The sequence below is a fragment of the Chryseobacterium sp. sg2396 genome, from assembly GCF_042610505.1.
In the GTDB taxonomy this organism is placed as follows: Bacteria; Bacteroidota; Bacteroidia; order Flavobacteriales; family Weeksellaceae; genus Chryseobacterium.
Map to the genome: position 1 here is coordinate 1 of NZ_JBHGAQ010000032.1, position 25930 is coordinate 25930.

23 protein-coding genes are annotated in these 25930 nt (G+C 40.0%); 13 read left to right on the forward strand and 10 right to left on the reverse strand.

The annotated features are described in order from the left end of the window. The first annotated feature begins 301 nt into the window (after nt 1-301). The 7 genes from ACED20_RS20395 to ACED20_RS20425 all read left to right on the forward strand — a co-directional run bounded on the left by ACED20_RS20395 (nt 302) and on the right by ACED20_RS20425 (nt 7292). Nucleotides 302-1063: a hypothetical protein gene (locus ACED20_RS20395; RefSeq protein ID WP_378106571.1), complete on the forward strand. Its 762-nt coding sequence runs from the start codon at nt 302-304 to the stop codon at nt 1061-1063. A gap of 70 nt (nt 1064-1133) precedes the next feature. Continuing rightward, nucleotides 1134-3317: a hypothetical protein gene (locus ACED20_RS20400; RefSeq protein ID WP_378106573.1), complete on the forward strand. Its 2184-nt coding sequence runs from the start codon at nt 1134-1136 to the stop codon at nt 3315-3317. After that, the gene (locus ACED20_RS20405; RefSeq protein ID WP_294237479.1) at nt 3314-4645 is read left to right on the forward strand and encodes a M48 family metallopeptidase; all 1332 of its coding nucleotides are present in this window, start codon (nt 3314-3316) and stop codon (nt 4643-4645) included. Before ACED20_RS20400 ends, ACED20_RS20405 begins: the two co-directional genes overlap by 4 nt. A gap of 314 nt (nt 4646-4959) precedes the next feature. Further along, nucleotides 4960-5046 (forward strand): hypothetical protein, encoded by an 87-nt coding sequence (locus ACED20_RS20410; RefSeq protein WP_294237516.1) that lies wholly within the window; start codon nt 4960-4962, stop codon nt 5044-5046. A 94-nt stretch (nt 5047-5140) separates the two neighbouring features. Next, nucleotides 5141-5407: a hypothetical protein gene (locus ACED20_RS20415; protein ID WP_294237482.1), complete on the forward strand. Its 267-nt coding sequence runs from the start codon at nt 5141-5143 to the stop codon at nt 5405-5407. A 113-nt stretch (nt 5408-5520) separates the two neighbouring features. Continuing rightward, a complete protein-coding gene (locus tag ACED20_RS20420; protein WP_294237485.1) occupies nt 5521-6726 on the forward strand; it encodes a hypothetical protein in 1206 nt (401 codons plus the stop codon). 185 nt (nt 6727-6911) lie between these two features. Next, nucleotides 6912-7292: a group III truncated hemoglobin gene (locus tag ACED20_RS20425; protein ID WP_294237488.1), complete on the forward strand. Its 381-nt coding sequence runs from the start codon at nt 6912-6914 to the stop codon at nt 7290-7292. A 418-nt stretch (nt 7293-7710) separates the two neighbouring features. Here the strand turns inward: ACED20_RS20425 and ACED20_RS20430 are convergent, their stop codons facing one another. The 6 genes from ACED20_RS20430 to hflX form a co-directional block, all read right to left on the reverse strand. Beyond that, nucleotides 7711-8781: a calcium:proton antiporter gene (locus ACED20_RS20430; protein ID WP_294203170.1), complete on the reverse strand. Its 1071-nt coding sequence runs from the start codon at nt 8779-8781 to the stop codon at nt 7711-7713. Nucleotides 8782-8998: 217 nt separating this feature from the next. Next, nucleotides 8999-9337: a DUF6122 family protein gene (locus tag ACED20_RS20435; RefSeq protein WP_294203173.1), complete on the reverse strand. Its 339-nt coding sequence runs from the start codon at nt 9335-9337 to the stop codon at nt 8999-9001. A gap of 228 nt (nt 9338-9565) precedes the next feature. Then, the gene (locus ACED20_RS20440; protein ID WP_345766786.1) at nt 9566-10297 is read right to left on the reverse strand and encodes a DNA alkylation repair protein; all 732 of its coding nucleotides are present in this window, start codon (nt 10295-10297) and stop codon (nt 9566-9568) included. A gap of 14 nt (nt 10298-10311) precedes the next feature. Continuing rightward, complete coding sequence (locus tag ACED20_RS20445; protein ID WP_294237493.1) at nt 10312-11592, reverse strand: sodium:proton antiporter; 1281 nt, start codon at nt 11590-11592, stop codon at nt 10312-10314. Nucleotides 11593-11619: 27 nt separating this feature from the next. Beyond that, nucleotides 11620-12249: a DUF4919 domain-containing protein gene (locus ACED20_RS20450; RefSeq protein WP_294198622.1), complete on the reverse strand. Its 630-nt coding sequence runs from the start codon at nt 12247-12249 to the stop codon at nt 11620-11622. Further along, complete coding sequence (gene hflX / locus ACED20_RS20455; RefSeq protein WP_294198624.1) at nt 12250-13479, reverse strand: GTPase HflX; 1230 nt, start codon at nt 13477-13479, stop codon at nt 12250-12252. A 300-nt stretch (nt 13480-13779) separates the two neighbouring features. Between hflX and ACED20_RS20460 the strand changes: the two genes are divergently transcribed. Then, the gene (locus ACED20_RS20460) at nt 13780-14487 is read left to right on the forward strand and encodes a LytTR family DNA-binding domain-containing protein (RefSeq protein ID WP_294237495.1); all 708 of its coding nucleotides are present in this window, start codon (nt 13780-13782) and stop codon (nt 14485-14487) included. Here ACED20_RS20460 and ACED20_RS20465 read toward each other — a convergent pair. Further along, entirely contained in the window at nt 14467-16473 is a 2007-nt protein-coding gene (locus ACED20_RS20465) for a HAMP domain-containing sensor histidine kinase (protein WP_294237498.1), read from the reverse strand. The genes ACED20_RS20460 and ACED20_RS20465 overlap by 21 nt on opposite strands. Nucleotides 16474-16643: 170 nt before the next feature. Here ACED20_RS20465 and ACED20_RS20470 point away from each other — a divergent pair, with 170 nt between their 5' ends. Genes ACED20_RS20470 through ACED20_RS20480 form a run of 3 tightly spaced genes read left to right on the forward strand, consistent with a single transcriptional unit; the run spans nt 16644 to nt 19601 of the window. Further along, on the forward strand, nt 16644-17120 hold the full coding sequence (locus tag ACED20_RS20470; protein ID WP_294237501.1) for a T9SS type A sorting domain-containing protein: 477 nt from the start codon (nt 16644-16646) through the stop codon (nt 17118-17120). Between the two features lie 5 nt (nt 17121-17125). Next, complete coding sequence (locus tag ACED20_RS20475) at nt 17126-19273, forward strand: collagen-like protein (RefSeq protein ID WP_294237504.1); 2148 nt, start codon at nt 17126-17128, stop codon at nt 19271-19273. A 7-nt stretch (nt 19274-19280) separates the two neighbouring features. Continuing rightward, nucleotides 19281-19601 carry a hypothetical protein gene (locus ACED20_RS20480; RefSeq protein WP_294237506.1) on the forward strand — a complete coding sequence of 107 codons (321 nt, stop codon included), beginning with the start codon at nt 19281-19283 and terminating at the stop codon, nt 19599-19601. Between the two features lie 300 nt (nt 19602-19901). Here the strand turns inward: ACED20_RS20480 and ACED20_RS20485 are convergent, their stop codons facing one another. After that, a complete protein-coding gene (locus tag ACED20_RS20485; protein ID WP_378106581.1) occupies nt 19902-20336 on the reverse strand; it encodes an META domain-containing protein in 435 nt (144 codons plus the stop codon). 86 nt (nt 20337-20422) lie between these two features. Between ACED20_RS20485 and ACED20_RS20490 the strand changes: the two genes are divergently transcribed. Both ACED20_RS20490 and ACED20_RS20495 read left to right on the forward strand, forming a co-directional pair. Beyond that, the gene (locus tag ACED20_RS20490; protein ID WP_294318196.1) at nt 20423-22624 is read left to right on the forward strand and encodes a S46 family peptidase; all 2202 of its coding nucleotides are present in this window, start codon (nt 20423-20425) and stop codon (nt 22622-22624) included. Between the two features lie 136 nt (nt 22625-22760). After that, nucleotides 22761-23237, forward strand: coding sequence for a YdeI/OmpD-associated family protein (locus tag ACED20_RS20495; RefSeq protein WP_288377607.1), 477 nt, complete (start codon nt 22761-22763; stop codon nt 23235-23237). A gap of 9 nt (nt 23238-23246) precedes the next feature. Here ACED20_RS20495 and ACED20_RS20500 read toward each other — a convergent pair whose 3' ends face one another. Continuing rightward, on the reverse strand, nt 23247-23588 hold the full coding sequence (locus ACED20_RS20500; protein ID WP_288377609.1) for a hypothetical protein: 342 nt from the start codon (nt 23586-23588) through the stop codon (nt 23247-23249). Nucleotides 23589-23932: 344 nt separating this feature from the next. Further along, the gene (locus ACED20_RS20505) at nt 23933-25468 is read right to left on the reverse strand and encodes a YifB family Mg chelatase-like AAA ATPase (RefSeq protein WP_294237514.1); all 1536 of its coding nucleotides are present in this window, start codon (nt 25466-25468) and stop codon (nt 23933-23935) included. Nucleotides 25469-25930 lie beyond the last annotated feature (462 nt).

Consider the following 25930-nt stretch of genomic DNA (forward strand, 5'->3'; position numbering starts at 1 on the left):
CAGTCTAAAGAAAAGTAAAAAGTTTAAATGACTTCACTTTTTACTTAGTAGGTTTCATAGATGTAAATAATTTGACAAGATTAATTTTTGTTCCTCCAATTATTTATTCAGCAACAATTTCAATTTTGATCTCAATTATACCTTTAATAAAAAATAAATAAAAATTCTAAATTAAGATGTAGACTCACCCCCTTTGAAAAAAGGAGTACTTATCAACAGAAAAATATTTTAATAGAATTATGAGGCTGTCCAAAGGACAGCCTCATTTTTATTTTTATAAAATACGGCCTTCGTGAAGTTTATGGAACAGGCATTTGAATGGGAAATCATGTCCTATTATTTCTATCCGTATTATTGGGGCAACAGGAACAACTGGGACAAAATGTATCAGTTCGATGATAATGATGCTACTTTCCGTGCTTTCATGCAATCGGGAATGGCAAGGGTTATTGTTACCGTAAGACCGGGATTTGAAGAAGCGGTAAGGCATTTTATGGTGACCGGACAGATTTGGAATGGTGGTGAAGTACCGGTAATTGATGATCCGATGTTCTTATCTATCGTAGATGAAATGCGTAAAACCGAAGGGGAGAAATATGGTAAAGCCTGGGCGAGCAGGGTTCCTACGGCCCTTACCATTCTTCAGGCACAGTTGATCGGGCTGAATGTTACCAAAGCATTGCCTTTTGATGATAACCTTTCCGACTACGAAGATCCGACCAAAGTTCCGCAGTCTTCTCAGATTGTTCCAACTGATGCACAGATGGGAGGAAGTGACGAGCAGAAGACAGGATCCATTTCAGGTCATATAGAAGGCTTACAAGGACTTTTGCCGGAAATCATGCTTAAAAACAAGGATAAATCACCTGTAGATTTTACCAATCCGGATGATAAAGGGGATTTCTGGATGGAAAATATTCCTGTTGGTAAATACGAGCTTTGCCTTGATGAAAATGATGACTTTGATAACCAGTATTCTGTTATAGAAGGAAAAGTAACAAGGGTTGTGGAAGTGAAAGAAGCTTCTACCACTACGGTTCATCTGGTTGTGAAAAAAATCTAATGTTTAACCTTTTTGACTGATAGCGGTTGATTTTATCAGCTGCTGTCAGTCAAATTTTAATCTGATAAAAATGAATTTACCAACAATAACCGATATAAAGATTAAGAATAGCTCCGGAAATAAAAATTCTAATACAATACTTGTCAGCACGAGAAAATTTGATCCAAATACACACCGGATTATCCTAAGAGTTAATAAAAAATTTTATGATGATCTAGAACATCATATTAAAGAGCTGGTAATAGATCAGGGTGATATTCAATCTCAGCTTCCGCGAATGAATGAAAGCCTGACCATCTATGCTCAGCTTTATGATTATAAAAATAATCGTATAGTCTGTACTAAAAAGAAAGATTTTGTAAAAACCTTAGGTTCATGGGAGTTAGCTTTGGGAAATAGCATTATAAATATAAGTAATGATTATTTTAATCTTTTTTGGAATAGCAACAGAAAAGTAGTAAAGGTCAACGGTCCGTTTGACAAGGACGGAAAATTACAGGCAGAGGTTAAGCCAGGAGAAAGATATTATTTTACAGCTGAGCCCAATCAAAAGTTACATTCTGTAGAATTGCTTTCAGCAAAATGGGCATACCGGTACGATGATGGAGAACTAATCAAGTTTAAAAATCACAATGAAATCATTAGCAATGGTTTTAATATGATGGATTGTATATTCCATAATGAACCAAAAAAAATAAAGGTTTATGCATATTTTTTCGATCCCAATGAAAAAGTAATGGTGGAATTTTCTAATTTTAGAAAAGTAAATGATATTGAAGAAGAGCCTGCTAACAATGTTGAGGAAAAAACTAAACAGCCTCTATCTTCTAACAGTGAACAATTTAATATTACTGTAGATTTTCTAGATAAATTTATGTCTGCGACTCCGCATGGAAGCATTAATAAGATAAGTCCTTATAACAAAAGAATTCCTGCATATATCGACTTTTTAAACATATATATGGAAAAGTTTGGTATTAAGAAAAATAAACAGAGAATAGCTCATTTTCTTGGGCAGGTTGCTAAAGAAACTAAATTTTGGAGCTATAACGAGGACTTTATTTATGCAGTCGGGAAATTAAATGATAGTTTTGCAAATTTTAGAACAGTTGAAGGTAAGGAATTTGCAAAGCAATGGGAATATAAAAACAATAAAAATGAAATAACAAAAGAGATACAAGCAATGATTGCTAATTATGCCTACGCAAAAGGTAAAAAAGCTGCAGATTTAGGGAATACTATTTGTGAAAATAATAATCTAAAAGATCCGAAAAAAGATGGCTATAATTATAGAGGACGCGGACTTATACAGATTACAGGAAAACAAAATTATAAAAATTTTCAGCAATGGTTTAATACATATGCCGGAGAACTAAATTTAGAAAAAATAGATTTTATAAAAAACCCTGATAAAGTTTTAGATCCGGTCAATTTAGTATTATCAGCAATTTATTTCTGGGATCAAAATAAATTGAATAATTTAGCTGATAAAGGAATTGAGTCCAAACATATCCTAGCAATTTCTAATGTGATTAATTCTGGAGAAGGTGATGATAAGAAAAAAATAAGAAAAGATTATGTTTTGGCAGCATACAATTTATTGTCAGAAACAGATACGATTAAGCAAGATACATCTACTAACCCACTAACCCAGAATGCAGATAGTAAATGGCATGATCCTGTTGATAATCCTCAGATAACTTTACATAATTTTAGTGGTAGTTATGATCCTGATTTTAGTTCATTTGGAGGACATCGTGGCAGACCACATACCGGTTTAGATATATTTGCCATAAATAAAAAAACGAAAATTTATGCGTGTATGAAAGGTCATATTGTATTTAGCGAGAGTATTCCGGGATATGGTAAATCTATTGTGTTAGAAGTTGATAAAAATGAATTAGAAAAACATAGAAAAAATTATTCTTTAAAATATGACAAAGAAGTTATAAAAGGAAATTTATATGACTCAGGAAATAAAAGATATATTTTATATGCCCATTTAAATAGTTATGAATTTAGGAAAAATGAGGTTGAGGCAGGAGATATTATTGCCATTTCAGGTGTAACTGGCATTGCTGAAGGAACTCACGGACCACATTTACATATTGAATTTTCCAGCAAAAAACTTCCTCAAAAAGGAGATGGATATAAATATAGATGTAATCCTCTGTGCTACATAAATCTTTCAAACGCAAATTTGCAATTACAAAAATCATATAACAAAACAAACAGAAGTACTGACAAAATATGAAAATGATAATTTTATTTATACTCATTGCTTTCAATATATCAAATTGGAATTCTTATGGTAAAGAGGAAAATATATTTTTAAAAACAGAACAAGAACTACCCCTGAACGTTTCTTCAGTAATAGAAAGTAGGAAAGATTTTACTCTACAAGGAAAAAATTACCTTTACGAATACAAAGTTGATAATAATGTCATAAGAATAGCAACTAAAAAATATACAGATGGTTTTCAAAATGAGATTTATTCAGAGGGCGTTTTAATAGGAAAGTTGCAAAAAAATTCTTGGTCGTCTATTCCCTATTACTATAAAAATCAAAATGTCGGGGTGCTTTTCTTTGAAGAAGGTGATGAACAAGGCGCGTGGGGATATAGTATCTTTTTGGTAAAAGGAAATATAATAAAGGAGATAGGCTTTATGAATATTGCGTCGGTCAATAATACTTCTTTAAATAAATTTTTAAGTTTAACACAAAATGGCAATATTATTATATTCAATTTCTTAGAACCGCAAATTTTTTCAGATGAAAGAATTATGGATAAATCAGAGAAAAAAATTCAGATTGATTTAAATACATTAAAAATTATTGATATTATAAAAGAAGATAACTCAATAATCAACTTTTCCTTCGATAATAATAAATATATCGCAGACTTTACAGCAAAATCTGTCAGTCCAAAATCAAGCAAGGTATACTTCAATAATAACTTTTTAATATTACAACGCACATTTACTGACAATAACCCTCATACTAATTTAGAATACAAATTTTATATTAAGTATATTCAAAATAAAATAAATGTAAATAAAATAGAATTTTTAAAAGAGACCTATGTAGAGTATGATGATCTATGTAAAATTTCTTATACTTATTTTCCCAAAAGAAATTTCTTATTTCCATTAGATCAAATCGAATCTTTTACAGAAAATGACCTTGAAAGTTTTAGTAGACAATTGACCATTAGTGAAGCACTTGAGCTTGTGTCATTAACGAATAAATATAACCATTGTACTTCTAAGCTCAGTCAGGATGAGATTGATTTGCTGTTAGAAAATTTTCCGATAACGCCTAAAACAATAAATGATTATAACAATATTGCTTTTTATACGCATGAAAATAAATCTTATCATGAATCATTATTTTTATTAGAAAAAATATTAGAAAAGGATCCAAACCGTGTTGTTGCGTGGTTAAATATAGCCGATACACAATGGATGTTAAACAATAGTCATGACGCCAAAAATAGTTATCAAAAGTATATCACTTTAATGAAAATTCAAAAAAAAGATTTGAACCGGATTCCTAAAAGAGTTTATGACAGAACAAAGTAAGTCTATAATACAAATACATCATTACCACGTAATTAGTTTTGTATGTAATTATTTTAATTCTATTATGTAAGTATCTGACAAAAATTGTAATACATTAATATTCACAAGCTGCCGCACGAATCCTTTCGTGTGGCTTTTTCTTTAAACATCATTCTCTGAAATGGTATTATTTTTTATCTTTATAAAGACATACCATGATGAGTAGAAATTACAAATTTCATAATCCAGGAGGTTTATATTTTATAAGTTTTGCTGTTGTAGGATGACTTAATGTATTTATAAGAAATGAATACGAAGAGATTCTTTTAGAAAGTATAAGATGCTGCCAAAAAAATAAAGGGTTAGAAATACATGCCTGGTGCATCATGTCCAGGCATGTACACTTGATTTTAGAAGTATAAGCGGACAAAAACCGGAGCTTCTTATCGGTGATTTAAAAAGATTTACCAACAAAGCAATGGTACAAGCCATCAAAAAAACATAAAGAAAGCAGAAATGAATTCCTGCTGGATTTCTTTCTTAAAGAAAGGTTCAAAAAGTTCAAATGTAAACCCATATCAATTTTGGAGACATGATAATAAACCAATTGAACTTTGGAGCAATCCCGTTATTCACCAAAAAATAAATTATGTACATCAAAATCCTGTGGAAGCCGGCTTGGTTTTTCGTGCAGAAGATTACAGATACAGCAGTGCTATAGATTATTCTGCTGAAAAAGGACTTTTGGACAATGTTGTAGTTTTTAGAATGTTTGACATTTGAAGAACGGCCACACGAAAGGATTCGTGCGGTAGCGGGGAAATTAAATTTATTTAAAATATTAAAAAAAACAATTTAATTACTATATTTTCATTTTTTTGCCCAAAAAATAACTTATGAGAAATATCAAATTATTTAGCTACATTACTTTTTTATTACTTATCTTTTCATGTAGTAATTCTAACGACGATCTTAATTCTAATAATGGAGGATTAGGTGCCTTTAATTTTAATGCTGTTAACATTACTACTACAGGTGTTTTTAATACGAGTTCATTAACAATAAGTACCGGGGGGAACGCATCGACTAATATTCCTAATAACTATAACTATGGTGTATGCTATAGTACTAGTCCTAATCCAACCGTTAATAATAGTATTGTTAATGCATATGATAATTCTAATGGAAACTTTACAAATACAATTAAAGTAGAAGATTTAGGTAAGACTTACTATATACGGGCTTTTATAAAAGAAGGATCAACAAATATTGTTAAATATGGCAATGAAGTTTCTGTTTCTATACCAGCAGATATCATAACAGGCATTGCAAAGAATATTTCATTAGACAGTTTTACTGTTGAATGTAACGTTGGGTCTTTACTCACCACCAATTCCGAACGGGGAATTTGCTTAAGTACAAGCCCTAATCCAACAATTTCAAATAATATTCAGGTAAATCCAACTGCTGGATTAGGAAGCTATATTATGAATGTAGATTTAAATCAGATGATGACTTCTACTTATAACAAAACCTTTTACGTTAGGAGTTATGTGAAATTTAATGGATCAGTTTATTATGGAAATGAAATAACATTTAAATCTGCAGGTTATATTGGTGGCTCAGGAGGTTACATTTTTTATGATAAAGGAGAAGTCACAAATGGATGGAGATACTTGGAAGCTCCAGCTACGAAGTTAAATGATCCAGGTTCAAACAACTTTCAGTGGTCTACAGTAACCGGATTTTTATCAAACATTCAAACTGAAATTGGAACAGGAAAAGAAAATTCTTTAATTATAAAAGCAGCAAATAATTATACTAATATTGCTGCTGCTATGGCTATCTACAACTCAGTAAATAATGTAAATGATTGGTTTTTACCATCACTTAATGAATTGAAAGAGTTGTACAAACTTAAAAAAGTAGGATTAATTTTTAGTCCTTCAAGCGGATCAAATTCTTATTACAATAAAACAGTTTTAAGTTCTTCACAGTATTCTCAGGATTCCTGTTATGGAATTGATTTTGAAACAGGTGCTCAGGTAGTACTTTCGAAAACCTTAAGAGTGTATTCAGGTTGGCAAATTCGAAGATTATAGATCTGTAATATTATGATAAATATATATTGTTTTAATTAATACTCATATTAAACAAGATATTATTACAAAGAAAGACATACGTCTTTCTTTGTGTTTTTAAGATATATTATAAGTAATTGATGAAATCAATCTTTCAGAACTCTTAAGCCCGCCTCCCAACCCACTTTTTACCCTACCTTTGAATCATGAAAAAATTGGAATCGAGAGAGGATGTTGAGCTTCTGGTGAATTCGTTTTACGATAAAGTCGTTAAGGATAAGGAGATCGGCTTTTTCTTTAATGAGGTTGCCAAAGTAGACTGGGACAAACATTTGCCGAAGATGTATGCGTTCTGGGAATCGGTTCTGTTTGGGCAGATGTCTTACAAAGGAAATCCGATGGGGGCGCATTTCCCGATCAATGAAATCCAGGCGATGGAGCAGAAGCATTTCGACCGCTGGCTGAAGCTATGGACGGCCACCGTTGATGAGCATTTCACCGGGGAAAACGCGGATCAGGCAATTTATAAAGCCGAAAACATTGCTAAGTTAATGGCTTTTAAAATGGATCTGGCCAGAAGGCTGTAGGGTTCAACGTTTTGGGTTTAAGGTTATAAGTTTACAATTGGATTTAAAAATTCGGTTTAAGTTGCTATTGAGGTAAATAGAACCTTAAATATCAACCATTTAAATAAGTAACAAATTCAAGTGGCTCAAGACTTAAAATAGAATTCCCATTTACAAAAAAAACCTTGATAACGATATTGACAAAGAGAAACATCCCGCATCCAGCCTCCTTCTTCCAGCCCATTAATCTGATTTCTACTTAGGATTCAAAATACTTAATACGGCAGGCACTTATTTTAACCGTAAAACTTNACATCCCGCATCCAGCCTCCTTCTTCCAGCCCATTAATCTGATTTCTACTTAGGATTCAAAATACTTAATACGGCAGGCACTTATTTTAACCGTAAAACTTCCAGCACCCAACACCCAGCTTTCCTCTTAAGGCACAATCACCGTGAAAATATAGGCGGCAAGGTTCACCAGCAATACCGTTCCGTAGAGGATATTCGTTTTTCCGCGGCTCAAGGAGAGCATCACGATGAAAACCGAAAGGGAGAGCAGGATCACATCTTTTTTATCCAGTCCCAAGACTAATGGGATATCATACATAATACAAACAACGGAAACTGCAGGAATCGTTAAGCCGATACTGGCCAATGCCGAACCCAGTGCCAGATTGAGGCTCGACTGGATCTGATTGCTGCGCGCCGCACGGATCGCCGCCACGCCTTCCGGAAGCAAAACGACCGCTGCAATGATGACGCCCACTAAAGATTTCGGAGCTCCTAAACTCTGGACCATGTCTTCAATGGTTGAAGAAAGTCCTTTCGCCATTACCACCACGATAGCCAGGCAGATCACTAAAAATATAAAGCTTACCGTTGTCTTTTTCACAGAAGGCGCATAATGCTCTTCGGGGTGTTCTTCCGGCGCAATGAAATAATTCCGGTGCCGGATCGTCTGCACCATCAGGAATACTCCGTAAATTACCAGGCAGGCAATTGATACGAAGATCAGCTGGGCCTGGTTGTAGAAAGGTCCGTTGACGCTGGACGTGAAATTCGGAAGCACTAAGGTTAAAATTAAGATTGAAACAATACTTACCAGATAGGTGGTAGCGGAAGTCCTTGCGAAGAACTGTTCGTAATATTTTACTCCGCCTACCAGGATACAGATGCCGAGAATCCCGTTCAGGATGAGCATGACAGCGGCAAAAACCGTGTCTCTCGCCAGGGTAATGGCCTGTTCTCCTCCGGCGACCATCAGTGAAATGATGAGTGCTACTTCGAGAATGGTAATACACAGGGCCAGGATAATCGTACCGAAAGGTTCCCCGACTTTATGGGCAACCACTTCCGCATGATGAACCGCCGACAGCACACTGCCCGTTAATAAAATTCCTGCAATGATATCGAATACCACGCCTGTTCCCATCAGTCCGGAAAAATAATAACCCACGGCCAGAACCGGGAAAACATACGTATAGTGTAAAAGTTCTTTTAATTTCATAAGCCTCTGTAAAATACAAAAAATCAGTGGTTTTTAAAATACCAAAAGGAAATATTAATAAAAACTTATATCATTTACTACAGTTTACAATCCGGTAACAGGAGAATGCCTAAAATCAAAAATTTTTAAAAACTTATGTGCGCTTTTCGTGACATGAAGTATCCAGCTTTGTTATTCGGTATGAATATCTTTTGTAACTGTTGTGATTAAAAAAACATCAGTGCTGCCACAAATAGAAATCCTGCAGGTCTGTCAGCATGTGAAACAAGAGCCCGATGCCGATGATCCTAATATTCCCTTTAAAAAAAAGCATCAAAAAATACACCGCAATGGCATAGTAGGAATGCAGAAAATGAAACCCCACGCTCGCCCGGTCCGGATCGAAAATGGGAGTGGCAAAAAGGTGATCGAGGTCCACAAGCATGGTCGCCAGCAGGATGAGGTATACTTTTTTCCAGTGTTCCCGGTAGAAAATCAGGGCGATGAATACCGGAAAAACGAAGTGAAGGAAATAGTGGGTAAAAGTTTTAAGCAAGGCAAGGTGTGAAGAATCCATAATCCGAATCTGTTCAAATAAATGATAAATGTAAGAATAAAGAAATAAGGGTGATGAACTTAAAGTACCGAGCAGATCAAAAGTCCATAAAAAGCAGATCAAAGATTTTGACAGAACTGCGTTAAACTAAACTCTTTACTGAATCCGTCAATTAAAAACTGTGATTCCCATAAATTCTGATGGTTACAATCTGTCGGGACCATGCGGCTGTTTTAGCGAAAGTAGGTTTTAGATTCTGCCCTTCAGATAATCCTGCCGAAGGCCTTCGTCCAGCTTTTCAATGGCATATCTCAGACACGTTCTGGGCATGTCCCGGTAATATAGGTTTAAATAACTGATCAGTTCCTGTTGGTTTCTCTGTCCCATTTCCCGGAGCCAGCCGTTGGCCTTGTGCATCAGATCATGGGGGTATTTCAGATTCCGGGTAACGAATTCTTTCGTCAGCTCAAAAGAACCTTTCTTTACATAATGCATGGTCCCGACAACAGCTATTCTTTTATGCCATATGATATCGGAATGGGAAAGGTTTCGGAGCAGGTCGTCCCGTTTATTTTCAAAGCAGTACCGGCCCAGGAGTTTATAACACCCTGAATCCACCAGGTCCCAGTTGTTGAGGTACTGAAGATGGTTCAGGTAAAATTCAACAATAGTCTCCCGTACTGCTCCGTCTTTCGTTTTTTCAAATTTAAAAGTTAAAATGAAAATGGCGGTCAGGCGGTGCTCATGATATCCTGATGAGAGAAGGAAGCTAAGCTCCTGCGGTGAAATTTTTGCATAATATTCTTTAGCCACCCGCCGCTGGTCCGGGACTTTTACGCCTAAAAACACATCGCCTTCGCCGTATTCCCCTTTTCCCGTTTTAAAAAATTTCGGGAAAAACTGTGCCTTTTCGGGAGCAGCAAGAACAGTTAATGCTTCTTTTATTTCCTCAACTGCAGGATTTGTGTTCAGATATTGCATTGACCGGCAATTGATTATTTATTCTCTTTTAAGGCAACACTTTCCAGTTTCTCTTCCTCTATGGCAATTTTATTCGGATTGGCGACTTTTGCGATCGTAAGCCCCTGAACGATAATGGAAAATACCACCACGCAATAGGTAATACTTAAAATAATCTCACTGTATTCGTTTTTGGGAACAGACATTGCCAAAGCAATGGAAACCCCGCCCCGGATTCCGCCCCAGACCAGAACCTTAACGGTCTGCGGACTAAAGGTCCGTTTCATAAATTTCGTAGGGCCCCAAATAGAAATGACTCTGGCCAGCAGAACGATAACAATAGCCACCAGTCCCGGAATGATAAAATGCCTTAAATCTTTAATCATCAACAGCTCAAAGCCGATAAAAAGAAAAAGCACTGCATTCAGGATTTCATCGATCAGCTCCCAGAATTTGATCAGATAATCCTGGGTGATGGATTTCATTTTGAATTTAAGACTGAAATTACCCATAAAAAGCCCAGCGGCGACCATCGTCAGCGGTCCTGAAATATGCAGCTGCCTGGCAATAAGATAACCTCCCATCACCACGGAAAGAGTAACCAGCACGGAAATAATATAATCATCCACTTCACGCATCAGCCTGGAAGTGATCCAGCCCAGAATAATCCCCAGCAAAAGCCCCCCGCCGGCTTCTTTCAGCAGCAGCATTCCGATGCTCTCAAGCCCTAAGTCCACCTGTTCGCCAATGGCCAGCTGTAGCACAACCGAGAAAATCACTACGGCCATACCATCGTTAAAAAGCGATTCTCCGGCGACTTTTGTTTCCAGCGATTTCGATACCTTGGCCTGCTTCAGAATACTGAGAACAGCTACAGGATCCGTAGGGGAAATCAAAGCCCCGAACAGAAGGCAGTATATGAAAGGCAGTTGAATGCCTAAAAAGGGTAGCAGGTAAAACATACCGAATCCCACGACGAAAGTGGAAATAAGCACGCCTAAAGTAGAAAAAATCAAGACCGGCCGGAACTGTTCCTTGAGGTCATCCAGATTGATATGGATTCCTCCTGCAAAAAGCAAAAAGTTAAGCATGGCACCCATCAGGACTTCGGTAAAGTCGATGCCTGTCATCAGGTTGTGGAGATGCCCGTAGGTTTTCGGTAAAACCGTTTCTCCGAAAGAAACCAGAAATATGGAAACCACAATGGCGATTACCATGATTCCGATGGTGCTCGGAAGTTTAAGGAATCTGTAATTAAGGTATGAAAATATGGATGCTAAAACGATAAGAGCTGAAAATGAATAATATAATTCCACTAAGCTGTTTTTTTTAATTTTATTTTTTTAATAATCAATATAAAGTACTTTAATATAAACTTTGCTGTTGTCTTTTTCCCAGATGTCGAGAATGCCGTCCTTTACGGATTTTGAACCCCTCGTATAATCTTGCCCGAGGTTCAGGATATTCAGCAGGATGTATTCGTCGCCCACAGTATTCACGAGATACGGTGTTTTTTCGGTTTTGCCGTCGCCAGAAGACTTCATACCGTCCGTTAAAGCTCTGAACTGGCTCAGGTGGTACATGAAATTATCGCCGTCCTTCAGATAGTCGTAAGCTTTCAAAAGGATCAGGAGGATATCCAGGTTGGTCGGGTCTTTATCGTAAAGGATTTTCCCCTGACGGATGCAGTCCTGGAAATTATTGCTTTTAAAGGCTTCCGCTAAACTTTTAAATTCCGGATCGGTTGTAAGGACGGGATCTTTTATGAAATTCCGTCCATAGTAAAGATGCTGTGCCTCAATGGTATCCAGTGATCTTGGATAAGCTTTGTATTTAAAAGTCAGCTTCTCGTAATTGTAAGGAGATTTCCCGTTTTTAAGATCTTTTTCAATCGTTTTAAGGTCGATTTTCGGCTTCTGGCTGAAACCGAAAACCGAAAAGAAAATCAATAAAAGGAAAAAGTGGTATTTCATCTATTCTTTTTGATTTACTTCTTCCTCGTCGTTATCGAAATATTCGAAAAGGAAATCGTTGTACGGGAACCTGGAAATATGGATCTTCATGACCTCATCGTAGATCAGCTTCTTCATTTCCGGGAAGTTTTCCTTCGTCAGTGCGGAAATGAATACCGTCGGATATTTGGATTTGGCCATCCATGTATTTTTCCACTCTTCCAGAGAAATGTTTTTTCTTGTAGAAGGTGTAAGATCGTCTTCATCCTTTTTCTGGTAGCTGAAATCGTCGATTTTATTAAACACCATGATCATCGGTTTCTGATGGGCATTGATCTCCATTAAAATCTGGTTTACGGAATCAATATGGTCTTCAAAACTTTCATGGGAAATATCCACCACATGAATCAGAAGATCTGCTTCACGAACCTCATCCAGCGTAGATTTAAAAGATTCTACCAGCTGAGTTGGCAGCTTCCTGATGAACCCTACGGTATCCGTTAAAAGGAAAGGTAAATTTCCGATCACCACTTTTCTTACGGTCGTATCCAGCGTTGCAAATAATTTGTTTTCCGCAAAAACTTCAGATTTCGATAAGGCGTTCATCAAAGTCGATTTTCCTACGTTGGTATAGCCTACCAAAGCGGCTCTAACTACCTTTCCGCGGTTGTTTCTCTGGGTCGCCATCTGTTTGTCGATGGTTTTCAGCTTATCTTTCAGTAAGGAAATCCGGTCGCGGATGATCCGCCTGTCGGTCTCGATCTCCGTTTCACCGGGACCTCTCATCCCGATTCCCCCTTTCTGACGCTCAAGGTGGGTCCACATACGGGTCAGCCGCGGAAGCAGGTATTGGTATTGTGCCAGTTCCACCTGTGTACGTGCGTAGGATGTTGTTGCCCTTTGTGCGAAAATATCGAGGATCAGGTTGGTCCGGTCAAGGATCTTCACCTCCATTTCACGTTCCAGATTTTTCAGCTGGGAAGGGGAAAGCTCGTCATCAAAAATAACGGTGCCTATCGCGTGTTCTTTTACGTATTCTTTTATTTCCTGCGCTTTTCCACTGCCGATAAAGGTCTTGGAATCGGGCTGTGTCAGCTTCTGGGTAAAACGGCGGTCTACGGTAGCACCGGCCGTGAAGGCTAAAAACTCAAGCTCGTCCATATATTCCTGAAGCTTGTCTTCGTCCTGGTGCTGCGTTACCACCCCCACCAAAACGGCCTTTTCATAACTATGTTCTTTCTTTTCTAGCATTAAATTCTGTCTGTATATTGTAAGATTTACAAGATACCATTTTTCATGAAAAAAAACAAGCCGATTTTTTGTGGTAGCGGAATGGATATAACATCGAAATTTAAATTGGATAAATTGATGTAATCCCGAGAGGAAAAACTTCCGGCATCCATCATACAACTTCCCGCCTTTTTAGCATGAATTTCTTTTTCGCGTAACGTTAATTTACGGTTATCATGATATTGATTTATAGAAAATTAATACCTTTGCTGCATCATTAGGCATAAGTATTCATGCTTTTAAATTAAAACTAATATTCCGATGACCGGTAGTATCCGATGTATGATTATTGAAGACGATGAGCTGGACAGGCTTGTCCTTCAGCAGCAGATCAGGCAGTTTGAAAACATGGTGCTGGTAGGCTCTTTTGATGCTGCCGAAAAAGCGGTGCCCCATCTGCATCTCCCGGTAGATCTTCTGATCCTGGATATCGATCTTCCCGGGATGAGCGGCATCGAGTTCCGTAAGATCTGTCAGAAAATCCCGGCCTGTATTTTTGTCAGCTCACATCCGGAATATGCTATCGATACCTTCGAGGTCGATACTTTTGATTTTTTGACCAAACCCCTGAAATCAGAACGCTTCCGGTATTCCATGCAGAAGCTTTTCGATTTTTTTGAAATGAAGGAAAAATCGGAAAACTTTGATACGCTGATCGGAGAGAATGTCATTAAAATCAAAGAGGGCAGCAACATTTCCAAGATTAAAATAAGCGATATCCTCTATCTGGAAGCTTTGAAAGATTATACACGGGTTGTAACTTCTGAAAAAAGATACTGCATCCTGGATTCTATCGGAAGTATGCTCACTAAAAGCGATTTCGGTTCTTTTGTCAGGATTCACCGGAGTTATGCTGTTCCGCGTCACCTGATCCGCAGCAGGAATACCCATGAAGTAGAGTTGGTGCATCAAGTAAAGCTTCCGATCGGGAGGGCTTACAAAAGCAATTTAGACTTTTTTGGAACTTAAAATAATCGTACTGCCTTTATCTTTTTCGGTTTTCACTTCAATGTCCATCCGGATGGCTTTCGACAGGTCGCGGATCAGGTGAAGCCCGAGTCCTTTTTTGGTACCTATCGTTACGCTGTCGTCGAACAGGGCCCTGAATTTTTCTATCGAAGCACCCTCACCGTTGTCGGTGATGCTGAGGTAATTCCTATTTTTATCCGAATACGCGTTCCAGAAAATGGTTTTTTCACCCTCTTTCTGCTCAAGGACTTTTACGGCATTATTGGTTAAATTCCTGGTGATGGTTTTTAGGTATTCCTTATCGGTGAGGAGCATCATGTTTTCAGGGAACTCAAACTGAAAGCGGATGTTTTCCACCCAGGAAAAATTTCCCTCGATGTCTCTAAAAATATCATTAACCGGAACTTCCTTCATCTCCGGTGCAAAATTGTTCATTTGCCCTTTGCTCCAGAGGAGGAGGTCTTCCATTTGCTGCAGCAGGTTTTCGGATGCTTTAATGACTTTATTTTCAAGGCGTTTTTTGGTTTCTTCATCCATCATATCCGGAGCTTCTTTCTGCAGGTGAAGAAAATGGATCAGTCCGGCCACCGGGCTGCGGAGATCATGGTTCAAAATCCCGAAGAACTGCATTTTGGTTTTATTGGCCTTGTCAAGCTCGGCATTCAGTTTTTCCAGGCGGTCGCTGTTTCTCTTCGACTGCCGGTACAGGAAAAACATCAAAATTCCGATAATCAGAAAGGCCAGGAGCCCAAAAAGGTAGTAGAGTTTTTCCCTTTCTTTATTTTTGATAATGAGTTTGTTAAGGGCGATCTCTTTATTCTTCTGTTCAACCACTTTTTGGCTTTCCAGTTTGGCCATCTCATTCTTCCGGCTTTGGGAATAAATGGAATCCCTCGTGTTGTAATATTCCTGAAAGTTCTTCGCAAAACCGTCCAGATCTCCTTTGAGCCGGCTTAATTCCGATAATCCGGCGTAATTGAACATGACCCATTGTTTATTGTTATTTCCGGCAGCGATCTTTTTACTGATGGCAAATTCCTTTTCGGCCTTCTGTAATAGCTGGCTTTTGTTCCATGGCAACAAGCTTTTATATTTTCCATACTGCTTATAAAACTCAAGGTAAGAAAAAGCCATATTGTAGTGATTGGCCACCGACATGTAATGGCTGGGCGAGATTTTATCCCAAATCTTCTGGGCCTGCTGTTGCATTTCATAACCTTTTGTAAGATGATCTACATCCAGCAATGACCAGTTGGTGAGCAGCCATGCCTGCCCGAACTCGTTCTCCGTCTTCCTGAAGTATTCATAAGCTTTGGTAAAATGCACCTGTGCTTCTTTGGGTTTGCTAAGGCTTCTTTCCATTTCTGCCAGGACGCCGTGACAGAATCCCAGGGCTTCCTGCGAATGCGAAGCTCCGGCCACTTTCAGGGCTTTGCTGATGTTTTCATAGGCTTTTTCCTTATTGGATTCGTCCAGGTATAAAAAAGCAAGGCTGCGGTAGGCGGCATTGACGATCCAGAGGTTTTTACTTTTCGTCCCCAGATCAACGGCCTTTAGATAATTCCTGACCGCTTCTGCGTGTTCTCCTTTCTGGTGGGCCAGCCGGCCGAACATATAATAGTTGTCGGCCAGGACATATTCGTCTTTGTTTTTTAGATTGATGGCAGACGATTCCTTATTGTACCGGTAGGCCAGGGCCGTACTGTTTTTCTCGGTGTAATAACTGGCCAGGCCGAGCAGCGTTTTTCCTTTTCGGGAGTTCCATCCGTCCCTTTTGATCAGGGCGAGATTCTTCTGCGTGTAGAAGAGGCAGCTGTCGGGATTGTAGATCCGGTAAATATCGATGAGGTTTTGCTGCAGCGCAAAGCGTTTTTCTTCAGAAATATTCTTTTTCAGTTCCGATTTAAAATTTTCAAGCTTTGAAAATTCCTGCGACCATAAGGATAAAGGCAAGAATACAATAAAGAGTAGACATCTTGCAATCATAATGTGTTATTTTCACGAAGATAGCATTTTATCAAATGTCATTGGTCGATTTTTTCGGTCGTTCGTCTATTTTAAAAATATCCGCCTGAAGGATGTGGTAATTTAGCCGCACAGAACGCTCCTTAATTTAACTAAAACATTTAACCAAAAACAGATTTCATATGAAAAGAATGGCTATTCAATGCTTCTTTCTGATATCGGCGCTCGTCCCCGTTTCCCTGCTGAAAGCGCAATCGGCAGTGCTGGCAACGGGAGTGAATGCCGCGGGAAGCAACGGCTCGGTTTCTTACAGCGTAGGCCAGACCGCCTACCTGGTAAAGGGCAGCAGCCGGCAGGTATCCGAAGGGGTACAGCAGGTCTACGAAATCACGACACTCGCTACCGGCGAGGCGGCACATCCATCCGAAGCAGGAATTCTGCTGTATCCGAATCCGTTTAAAGATTACCTGTACCTGGATTTTACCACGCAGGATTTCAAAGGTTCGGAATACCAGCTCTTCGATGCCCAGGGCAAACTGATCAAAACCGAAAAGATCAGCCGGTCCAAATCGGAATTCAATTTCTCATGGCTGCCTTCTGCCATGTATCTGATCAGGATCAACCAGGAAGGTAAAAATATAAAAACATTTAAAATCATTAAAAAATAATCATCATGAAAAAAATAGTATTGGCAGCGGGACTTCTGCTGAGCGCGCAACTCGCTTTTGCACAGGCTCCCGAAAAAATGAGCTATCAGGCCATCATCCGGAATGCCGGAGGGCAGGTGTTGGCCAACCAGAACGTCGGCGTACGCGTGAGTGTCCTGCAGGGTTCGCCTTCTGGTACAGCGGTATATTCGGAGCGGCTTACGGGAAATACCAATGCCAACGGGCTGCTCACTATGGAGCTTGGAACGGGAACGGTGCTTTCGGGGACGTTCAATACAATCAACTGGCCTTCGGGTAGCTATTACTTAAAAACGGAAACCGATCCTACGGGCGGAACCGCTTATACCATTACCGGAACCAGCCAGCTGCTGAGTGTGCCGTACGCGATGTTTGCAAAATCTGCAGGCGGGGTAAGCGGCGGAACCTCTCTTGCCATTCCGTATGCCAATACTTTTACCAATGCCGGAAATTTGTTTTCTTTAACCAATAACGGCGACGGAGCTTCCCTGGAAGGAATAAATACCACAACCACTTCCAATATTGCTGCGGTGAGAGGGATGGTAACCAATACGTCTCCCGGCGGATTTTCTGCTGCCGTTCGGGGAAATAACAGCGGAACGGGCGGACTGGGAATCGGAGTATACGGAAGCCAGGACGGGTCCGGATGGGGTGTCTACGGAACAAATCCCGCAGGAATAGGGGTATACGGAAACGGAACGGCTGCAGGATATGGCGTATATGCGAACAGCAACACGGGGACCGGCCTTAATGCGGTAAGTACCAATGGGATTGCCGCCAGTATGTCGATTTTTAATACTACCAATAACAATAACGTGCTTAATGCCAATACGGTAGGAAACGGAACCGTGATGAATGTTTCTACGACAGGAACCGGAAAAGGGGTTTCCAGTACGTCGGGTACCGGCTATGCCATTCATGGAACCACTTCGTCGCAGATATCAGCAGGTATCGTGGGCGATAATAGCGGAGCCGGAGAGGCTATTGTCGGGCGAAATACCAGTGACATTGCCGGAGCGGTGGTCGGAAGAAATGACGGCGGCGGTTACGGTGTCCGCGGCTTTATCTCCACCAATACTTCCGGTAACGGAATCGGTGTATATGGACAGGTGGGTGTGAACAGCAGTACTGGAAAAGCCGGAAAATTTGAGAATGTTAACAGCAGCAACACCGTCACTACGCTTGAAGTATCTACCGTAGGAAACGGGAATGCCTCTGATTTTACCGTAAACAATACCAACGGTACATCGGCAGCCTTACACGGCAAGGTGAATTCTATGTTTGCCAACTTCGGAACGGCAGGAGTTTACGGAGAATCCATAGGAACCGGAGGCTATGCCGGCTTATTCTATCAGAGGAATACCTCGGGGACAGGCCCTGCGGTACTGGCGCTTGCGGACGGCAGCGGAAACGGTGTGACGGCTAATGCCGGCGGCAGCGGCGATGGGGTGGAAGCAACTGTAGATGGCAGCGGAAACGCGATCTACGGCTGGACTCCGAATTTCAGTGCGGGAAGAGCAGGATATTTCAGGAATTTCAATACAGCCAATTCGCAGGCTACCTTAACCGTCGCCAATGCAGGAACAGGAAGTGCTTTATTGGTTAACCATACCGGATCTTCCGGGAATTTGGCGGTTTTCCAGAACGGCAATGCCAATGTGGCCCGGATTAATAAGTCGGGAACGGCATTTTTCAACGGGGGAACCCAGAACAGCGGGGCAGACGTGGCCGAAGCGTTTGATGTGGAAGGCAATGTCTCTGCTTATGAGCCGGGCGATATCCTCATCATCTCCACCGATGCCGACCGAACGGTAGAAAAATCGTCAAAACCTTACTCCAATCTGGTAGCCGGAGTATACGCCACAAAACCGGGCGTTCTCTTAACAGAGGAAAATATCGATTCCGAACTTTTAGGTAAGGTTCCGATGGGTGTGATCGGTGTGATTCCTACCAAAGTCTGCCTGGAAGGCGGAAAGATTAAAAGGGGAGACCTTCTGGTTACTTCCTCACAACCCGGCGTTGCCATGAAAGCCAATCCTAAGAAAGTAAAAATAGGGCAGGTGATCGGAAAAGCCCTTCAGGATTACGATCAGCCGGAAACCGGTAAAATAAGAGTATTAGTTAGTATTAAATAAAAACATCATGAAATCAATATACATCACCCTTTTCCTGGCCTGTGGCCTTCATGCCTACGCCCAGGAAAACAGAAAGACTTCTGACGCTCAAACCCAGGAAGCTGTCAATTACAAGGAATCCAAAGCCTTGGAAGACAGAATGATGAAAGAGGCGCAGCAAAGAATAGCTGAAAAACCATTGGCCTCCAAACTTGCGTCGGAAGAAGGGCTTCCAGTAAAGTTAAAGTCACAAACTACAACCGGGACATCACAGGACCGCCAGCACAAGTTGCTCTCCACCCGAGACGTAACAATTCAGGATATCAGGAAAACGATTCCAAAGGATTGATTTTTTATGAATCAAATGATTTCCTGAAGGAAGAGTTTGGATGAAATAGCCCCTGCAGAAACGCGGGGGATTTTGTTATTTAATGATATAAACGTGACATGCGTTAATAAAGGATTTAATTGTAATCTTCCCTTTTCCGACTGAACTCTTTGCCGTTATATTTATAGTTGTTTTAATGAATACCTTTCGTAATGTTAACAAGAGGCATTTCCGGCATCCAGCTTCTCTCTTTCAACCTGTTAATACGGTTTTTACTGCGGGTTCACGTTAAGATACAGGATGAATGGTACACCACGGACATTAATCCCAGTCGGAAGCAATATATTTCATGGTGTTTCCCCGGTTGTCATTCAGGATCAGAAAATGTCCTTCCAGCTTAAAATACTGCATGGTCTCGAAGTTTCTGGCGAAATCATGTTCGAGTTTCATATCCCGGCATGCCATGAGCGTTGAGCCGATATCGGAAAATTTGACGGTTCCGTCTTTTTTAAATGCAGCGGTAAAAAACATTTTATTGCAACCCATAAAAGCACCGCCTTTGATTTTCCCATGTTCAGAGGGAGCCGTAAGATCGATTTTCGCCTGTTTGCGGATCAGTTCTTCTTTGGGATAATTTTTAAAAGAAACCAACATCCATTCGCGGTTAAGCTGTGGATTTACAAGAGCTATAGAAGAGCAGTTGAGAACAGTTCCCAGGCATAAGATCCATAAAAAGGTAATCCATATTCTTCTCATGAACGCCTTAAATCCATTTTCATACCATCACAGACGCGGAACCGTAAAAAATTAGTAAATTAGCGACACAAAAATTATTTTATACAATGAAAAGAATATTACTGCTATTCACTTTCCTTTTGAGCTTTGTCCAGATGCGGGCAGACGAGGGAATGTGGTTGTTAATGCTCGTCAAAAGACTCAATGGGGTAGACATGCAAAAAGAAGGATTGCATCTTACGCCGGAAGAAATCTACTCCGTCAACAATTCAAGCCTTAAAGATGCCATTGTGAGCTTCGGAGGCTTCTGTACAGGAGAGATCGTTTCCAATCAGGGTCTTATTTTTACCAATCACCATTGCGGTTACGGTGCCGTAGCGGCTGCTTCCACCCCGGAAAAAGACTACCTGAAGAACGGGTTCTGGGCCATGAAGCAGAAAGACGAATTCAATGCAAAAGATCTTTATGTAAGATTTTTGGTAAGAATGGATGATGCTACCCAGAGAATCAATTCCAAACTGAATAACAATATGTCCGCTGCAGAGCGTAAAGCCGTGATCGACGCTGAAACAAAAGCGATCCAGTCTGAAAACTCTGAAAACGGAAAATATACAGTAGTCGTAAGAGATTTCTTTAACGGAAATGAATTTTACTATTTCGTATACCAGGATTACAAAGACATCCGTTTGGTAGGAGCTCCGCCTTCCGCATTAGGGAAATTCGGTGGAGATACCGATAACTGGGAATGGCCTAGACATACGGCAGACTTTACGGTTTTCAGAGTGTATGCGGATGCAGCAGGAAACCCTGCGGAATTTTCTCCGAGCAATGTTCCTCTGAAGCCTAAGCATTTTTTACCGGTGTCTCTTAAAGGCGTAAAGCCGGGCGATTTCTCAATGATCTTAGGATATCCGGGAAGAACCAACCGTTATCTGACTTCTTACGGGATCCAGCAGATGGTAAACAAAGATTATCCGGCATGGGTAGAAGCTTCCAAACTGGCGATGGACGTGATGAAGAAGTACATGGATAAAGATAAAGGAACGCAGCTTAATTATGCTTCCCAGTATGCTTCCGTAGCCAACTACTGGAAAAACAGACAGGGGACAATCGATGCCGTTATTAAAAACGGGACCATTGCAGATAAGCAGAAGATCGAAGAACGTTTCAAAACATGGGCGGTACAGCCTGCCAATGTAGCGGAGAACGAAAATGTACTTGAAAATATCGGGATTTACTACAAGCAGACTTCCGACCGTAATGTGGAAAGAATGTACATGACCCAGCTTTCCAGAAACTCCAAATATTTTACCCTTGCATTACAGGTAGGAAGTGTTCTTCAGGCATACGCCAAACAGGATATGGCCGGAAGAGTTGCGATGAAGCCGAAAGTGGAAGCCGCTTTGAAAGCTGCCTATGAAAACATCAATACCAAGCTGGAAGGCGAAATGATGAACTCCATGGTAAATCTTTACCAGCAAAGAGTAAATAAGGATGTCGCTTCTGAAACCATTATGGGACTTGATGCGAACAACCTTTCCAATGTTGCCTATTCTTCAATCTTTGCCAACAAAACATCTGCGACCAACTTCATGCTGAACCCGGATGCTTTAAAACTGGATGCAGATCCGCTTTGGAAAATTGCCAATGGAATCGTAGCCGACCAGAGGGCTTCCGCGGAAAAATTCGTGAAGATCGACGATAATTTCGCGAAAAACAACAGATTGTTCCTGGCAGGACTGATGAAGGCAATGCCTGAGAAAAAATTCTATCCGGATGCAAACTCTACAATGAGATTAACATACGGAACCGTAGATAAACTTCCGATCAGATCAGACAGAAACTACTTCGGCATTACCGATAATTATTATACGGATATGACGGGGCTTGTAGGAAAATACAAAAAAGGGGATGAAGAGTTTGATCTTCCTCAAAGGGTGATCGACCTTTATAACCTGAAAGATTTCGGACAGTATGCCGATGCTAAAGGATATATGCCGGTGAACTTCCTTTCCAACAACGATATTACAGGAGGTAACTCAGGTTCTCCGGTAATCGATGCCGACGGAAACCTGATCGGGATCGCATTCGATGGAAACAGTGAAGCATTGAGCGGTGACATTGTTTTCGAACCTGAATGGCAGAAGACGATCAACGTAGACGTTCGTTTCGTACTTTGGACCATCGACAAATACGCCGGTGCAAGAAGACTGATCGACGAATTACAGTTGGTAAAAGACGAAAACACACCAGCCGATACCAAAACAAAAATGCCTAAAGCAACACCTGCCAAAGGAAAGAAGAAATAATCTTATTGATATATTCACAGGAGCCGCGAAAGAAAAACTTTCGCGGTTTTTTATTGCTGAAATTGTTTTATTTTTAGTCGTTTGTTTGAATATGTAAAGAATAAACGTTCCAAATTGATCATATTGCTATTTGCTAATGAAAACAGAATCTGTACAATTTAAAGCCGTTATCCAGCAAAATGGAAAAATGAATGCTGCCTTTGTAGAATTTCCTTTCTCTACCGAGGAACTATTCAACAAAAAAGGGCAGGTAAAAATCAAAGCTGTTTTTGACGGTAGGGTAGAGTACCGCGGCAGCCTGGGAAAAATGAAATCGGAATGCCATATTTTAGGACTTACACAAGAAGTGCGGAAACAATTGGGCAAGACCTTCGGCGATGAGGTATCGGTGTCTCTGGTTGAAGATAAAGAAGAGAGAATTGTTGAAATTTCAGATGATATTGCCTTGGTCTTTAATGACCACCCGGATGCAAAAGCCCTGTTCGATGCCATGAGCTATACCCATAGGAAAGAATACATCCGCTGGATCGCGGAGGCAAAAAAGCAGCAAACCAGGGAAGCGCGGAAAGCCAAGATGATCACCATGATTCTGGCAGGTAAAAAGGGAATTTAAAATCAAGGACTATCTGTCTAACTTAGCCGTCAGGAATTGTTTTACACCTCCGTTAATAATGGTAATTGAATCTTCATTGTAATGAACCTTAACACCCAGATCATTCATAACTTCTTTGAAATACCCTGTTTCAGAATGAGAAGAAACAACATTCTGCTGCCATGAGAACCGTGCAGATTGTCCTTTATCATTTTCTATAAGTAATGATCTGAAATTATATTTAGTATCAGGAAAAATGATAGTAGCCACTGCACTTTCATGGGGCACCAATTCCCTGTACAATATAATGTTTAAATTTTTCTGTTGTTCCTGTTTTGAATCTCCATTAAGAATTTCTACGGCTGTTTTCATATAAATCGACAAGTTTTAGGCAAACGTCATTCCCCGATGCGACAAAACTCGACGTATTATATTTTAATTTTAAAATAATTTGATCAATAGTGAATTTTGCTTTGCAACTGAATGATCAATTAAGAGTCTGCTAAGCTTTAACTCAGAGGATTTTTCGTCATCGTCCTTAATTTTCTGAATTAAAATAAACTTGTTTATTCTTCACTTATAATGATTTAAATGAAGTAGTGAAAGTTAGGCAGCAATATATTTTTCTAAGCTAAAAAATTTTAATGGCTTAATGTTAAAAAATACACTCTGAATTTAAACTGGCTCTAAGATTAATGAAATTGAACATTCGCATTTTAACCGTTCCAAAACTCCCGGTCCAGGCTCCTATACTGTATGGCTTCCGAAACATGATGTGATAAAATAGCTTCAGATTCTTCAAGATCGGCAATCGTCCGGGCAACTTTCAGAATCCTGTCGTAAGCACGGGCCGAGAGGTTAAGCTTTTCCATGGCCATTTTAATCAGGCTGAAGGATGATTCATCCAGCCGGCAGAATTTTTCAAGCTCGTTCGGACCGATTTGTGCGTTATAGCTGATCTTTAAATCTTTATAACGCTCATGTTGAATTTCGCGGGCAATCAGCACCCGTTTCCGGATGTCTTCGCTTTTTTCTCCTTTTCTACGTTCTGCCAGTTGCTCGAATTCCACCTTCTGTACTTCAATATGAATGTCGATGCGGTCCAGAAGCGGCCCTGAAAGCTTATTCATGTACCGCTGCATTTCATAAGTAGAGGAGGTGTTGTTAGGATCATCCGGAAAAAATCCGCTTGGGCTCGGATTCATGGAGGCTACCAGCATAAAGCTCGCCGGGTAATTTACCGTAAACCTCGCGCGGGAAATAGTTACTTCCCTGTCTTCCAGCGGCTGGCGCATGACTTCCAGAACCGTTCTTTTAAATTCCGGCATTTCATCCAGAAACAATACACCATTGTGCGCCAGTGAAATTTCTCCGGGTTGCGGGTAACTTCCGCCGCCAACCAAAGCAACATCGGATATCGTATGATGCGGTGACCGGAATGGTCTTACGGTCATGAGAGAAGTTTCCGTACCCATTTTACCTGCCACCGAATGGATCTTTGTTGTTTCCAGGGCTTCCTTTAAAGTAAGCGGAGGCAAAATACTCGGGACTCTTTTGGCCAACATCGTTTTTCCGCTTCCGGGTGGCCCGATCAAAATGATGTTATGTCCACCGGCGGCGGCAACTTCCATTGCTCTTTTTGCGGTTTCCTGTCCTTTTACTTCCGAGAAATCGAAAGGGAAATCGTTGATCTTTTCCTGGAATTCCTTCCGCGTGTCCACTTCAATCTTCGGAAGCGGTTTCCCTTCGTTGAAAAAATCGATCACATCCTTGATATTTTCTGCCGCATAAACATCCAGGCTGTTGACGATGGCCGCTTCCCGCGTATTCTGTTTGGGAAGGATAATCCCTTTAAACCCTTCCTCCCGCGCCTGTATAGCGATCGGGAGCACTCCTTTGATCGGCTGCAGGGTACCGTCCAGCGAAAGTTCCCCCATAATAATATATTCATGAATATTTTCTGCCATGATCTGATCCGACGCCGCCAGAATGCCAATGGCAATGCTCAGGTCGTAAGCTGCACCTTCTTTCCGCAGATCGGCAGGTGCCATATTGATGGTAATTTTCTTCCCTGGAATTTTAAAGCCTGTATTCTTCAGAGCAGCAGAAATCCGGTAACTGCTTTCTTTAATAGCATTATCGGGAAGGCCAACGAGATGATAGCCTACACCGCCGGTATCGACATTTACTTCTATAGTAATGGTTTGTGCCGCAACGCCATGGATGGCACTTCCGTAAACTTTGATCAGCATTTTTTCGTGTTTAATGTAAATGTAGAAAAATTATTACAAACAGGTTTCATCTAAAAATTTACAGAAAATTTTATTTGAGATAAAATTTTTAACACTTATATTAAAAACAAAATAATTTTTAAAATGAAAATGTATATAACGGATAAGGATTTTCATAATTATAGGCTTTTTAACCGGGTGCTTATTTAAAAAACTTATTTTTATATATTAATATGTTTCTGGCTGCTTCTAACATCTCTTGTTTAAAAATTACGCGATTTATTCATTACAAGAATGCAACATGAAAAATGATACATTATATCTTCCGGCAAAATCTATCCTTTTGGACTGGTTAATTAAAGCCTGTGAAATAGCCCGGAAAGACTTGCTCTTTTACCTATATTATTGCCCGGATCAGCTCGAAATAATTGAAAGTACCTATATTTAGAAAAAAGTCAAACTTTTGTTTAAAAATATTGGTCT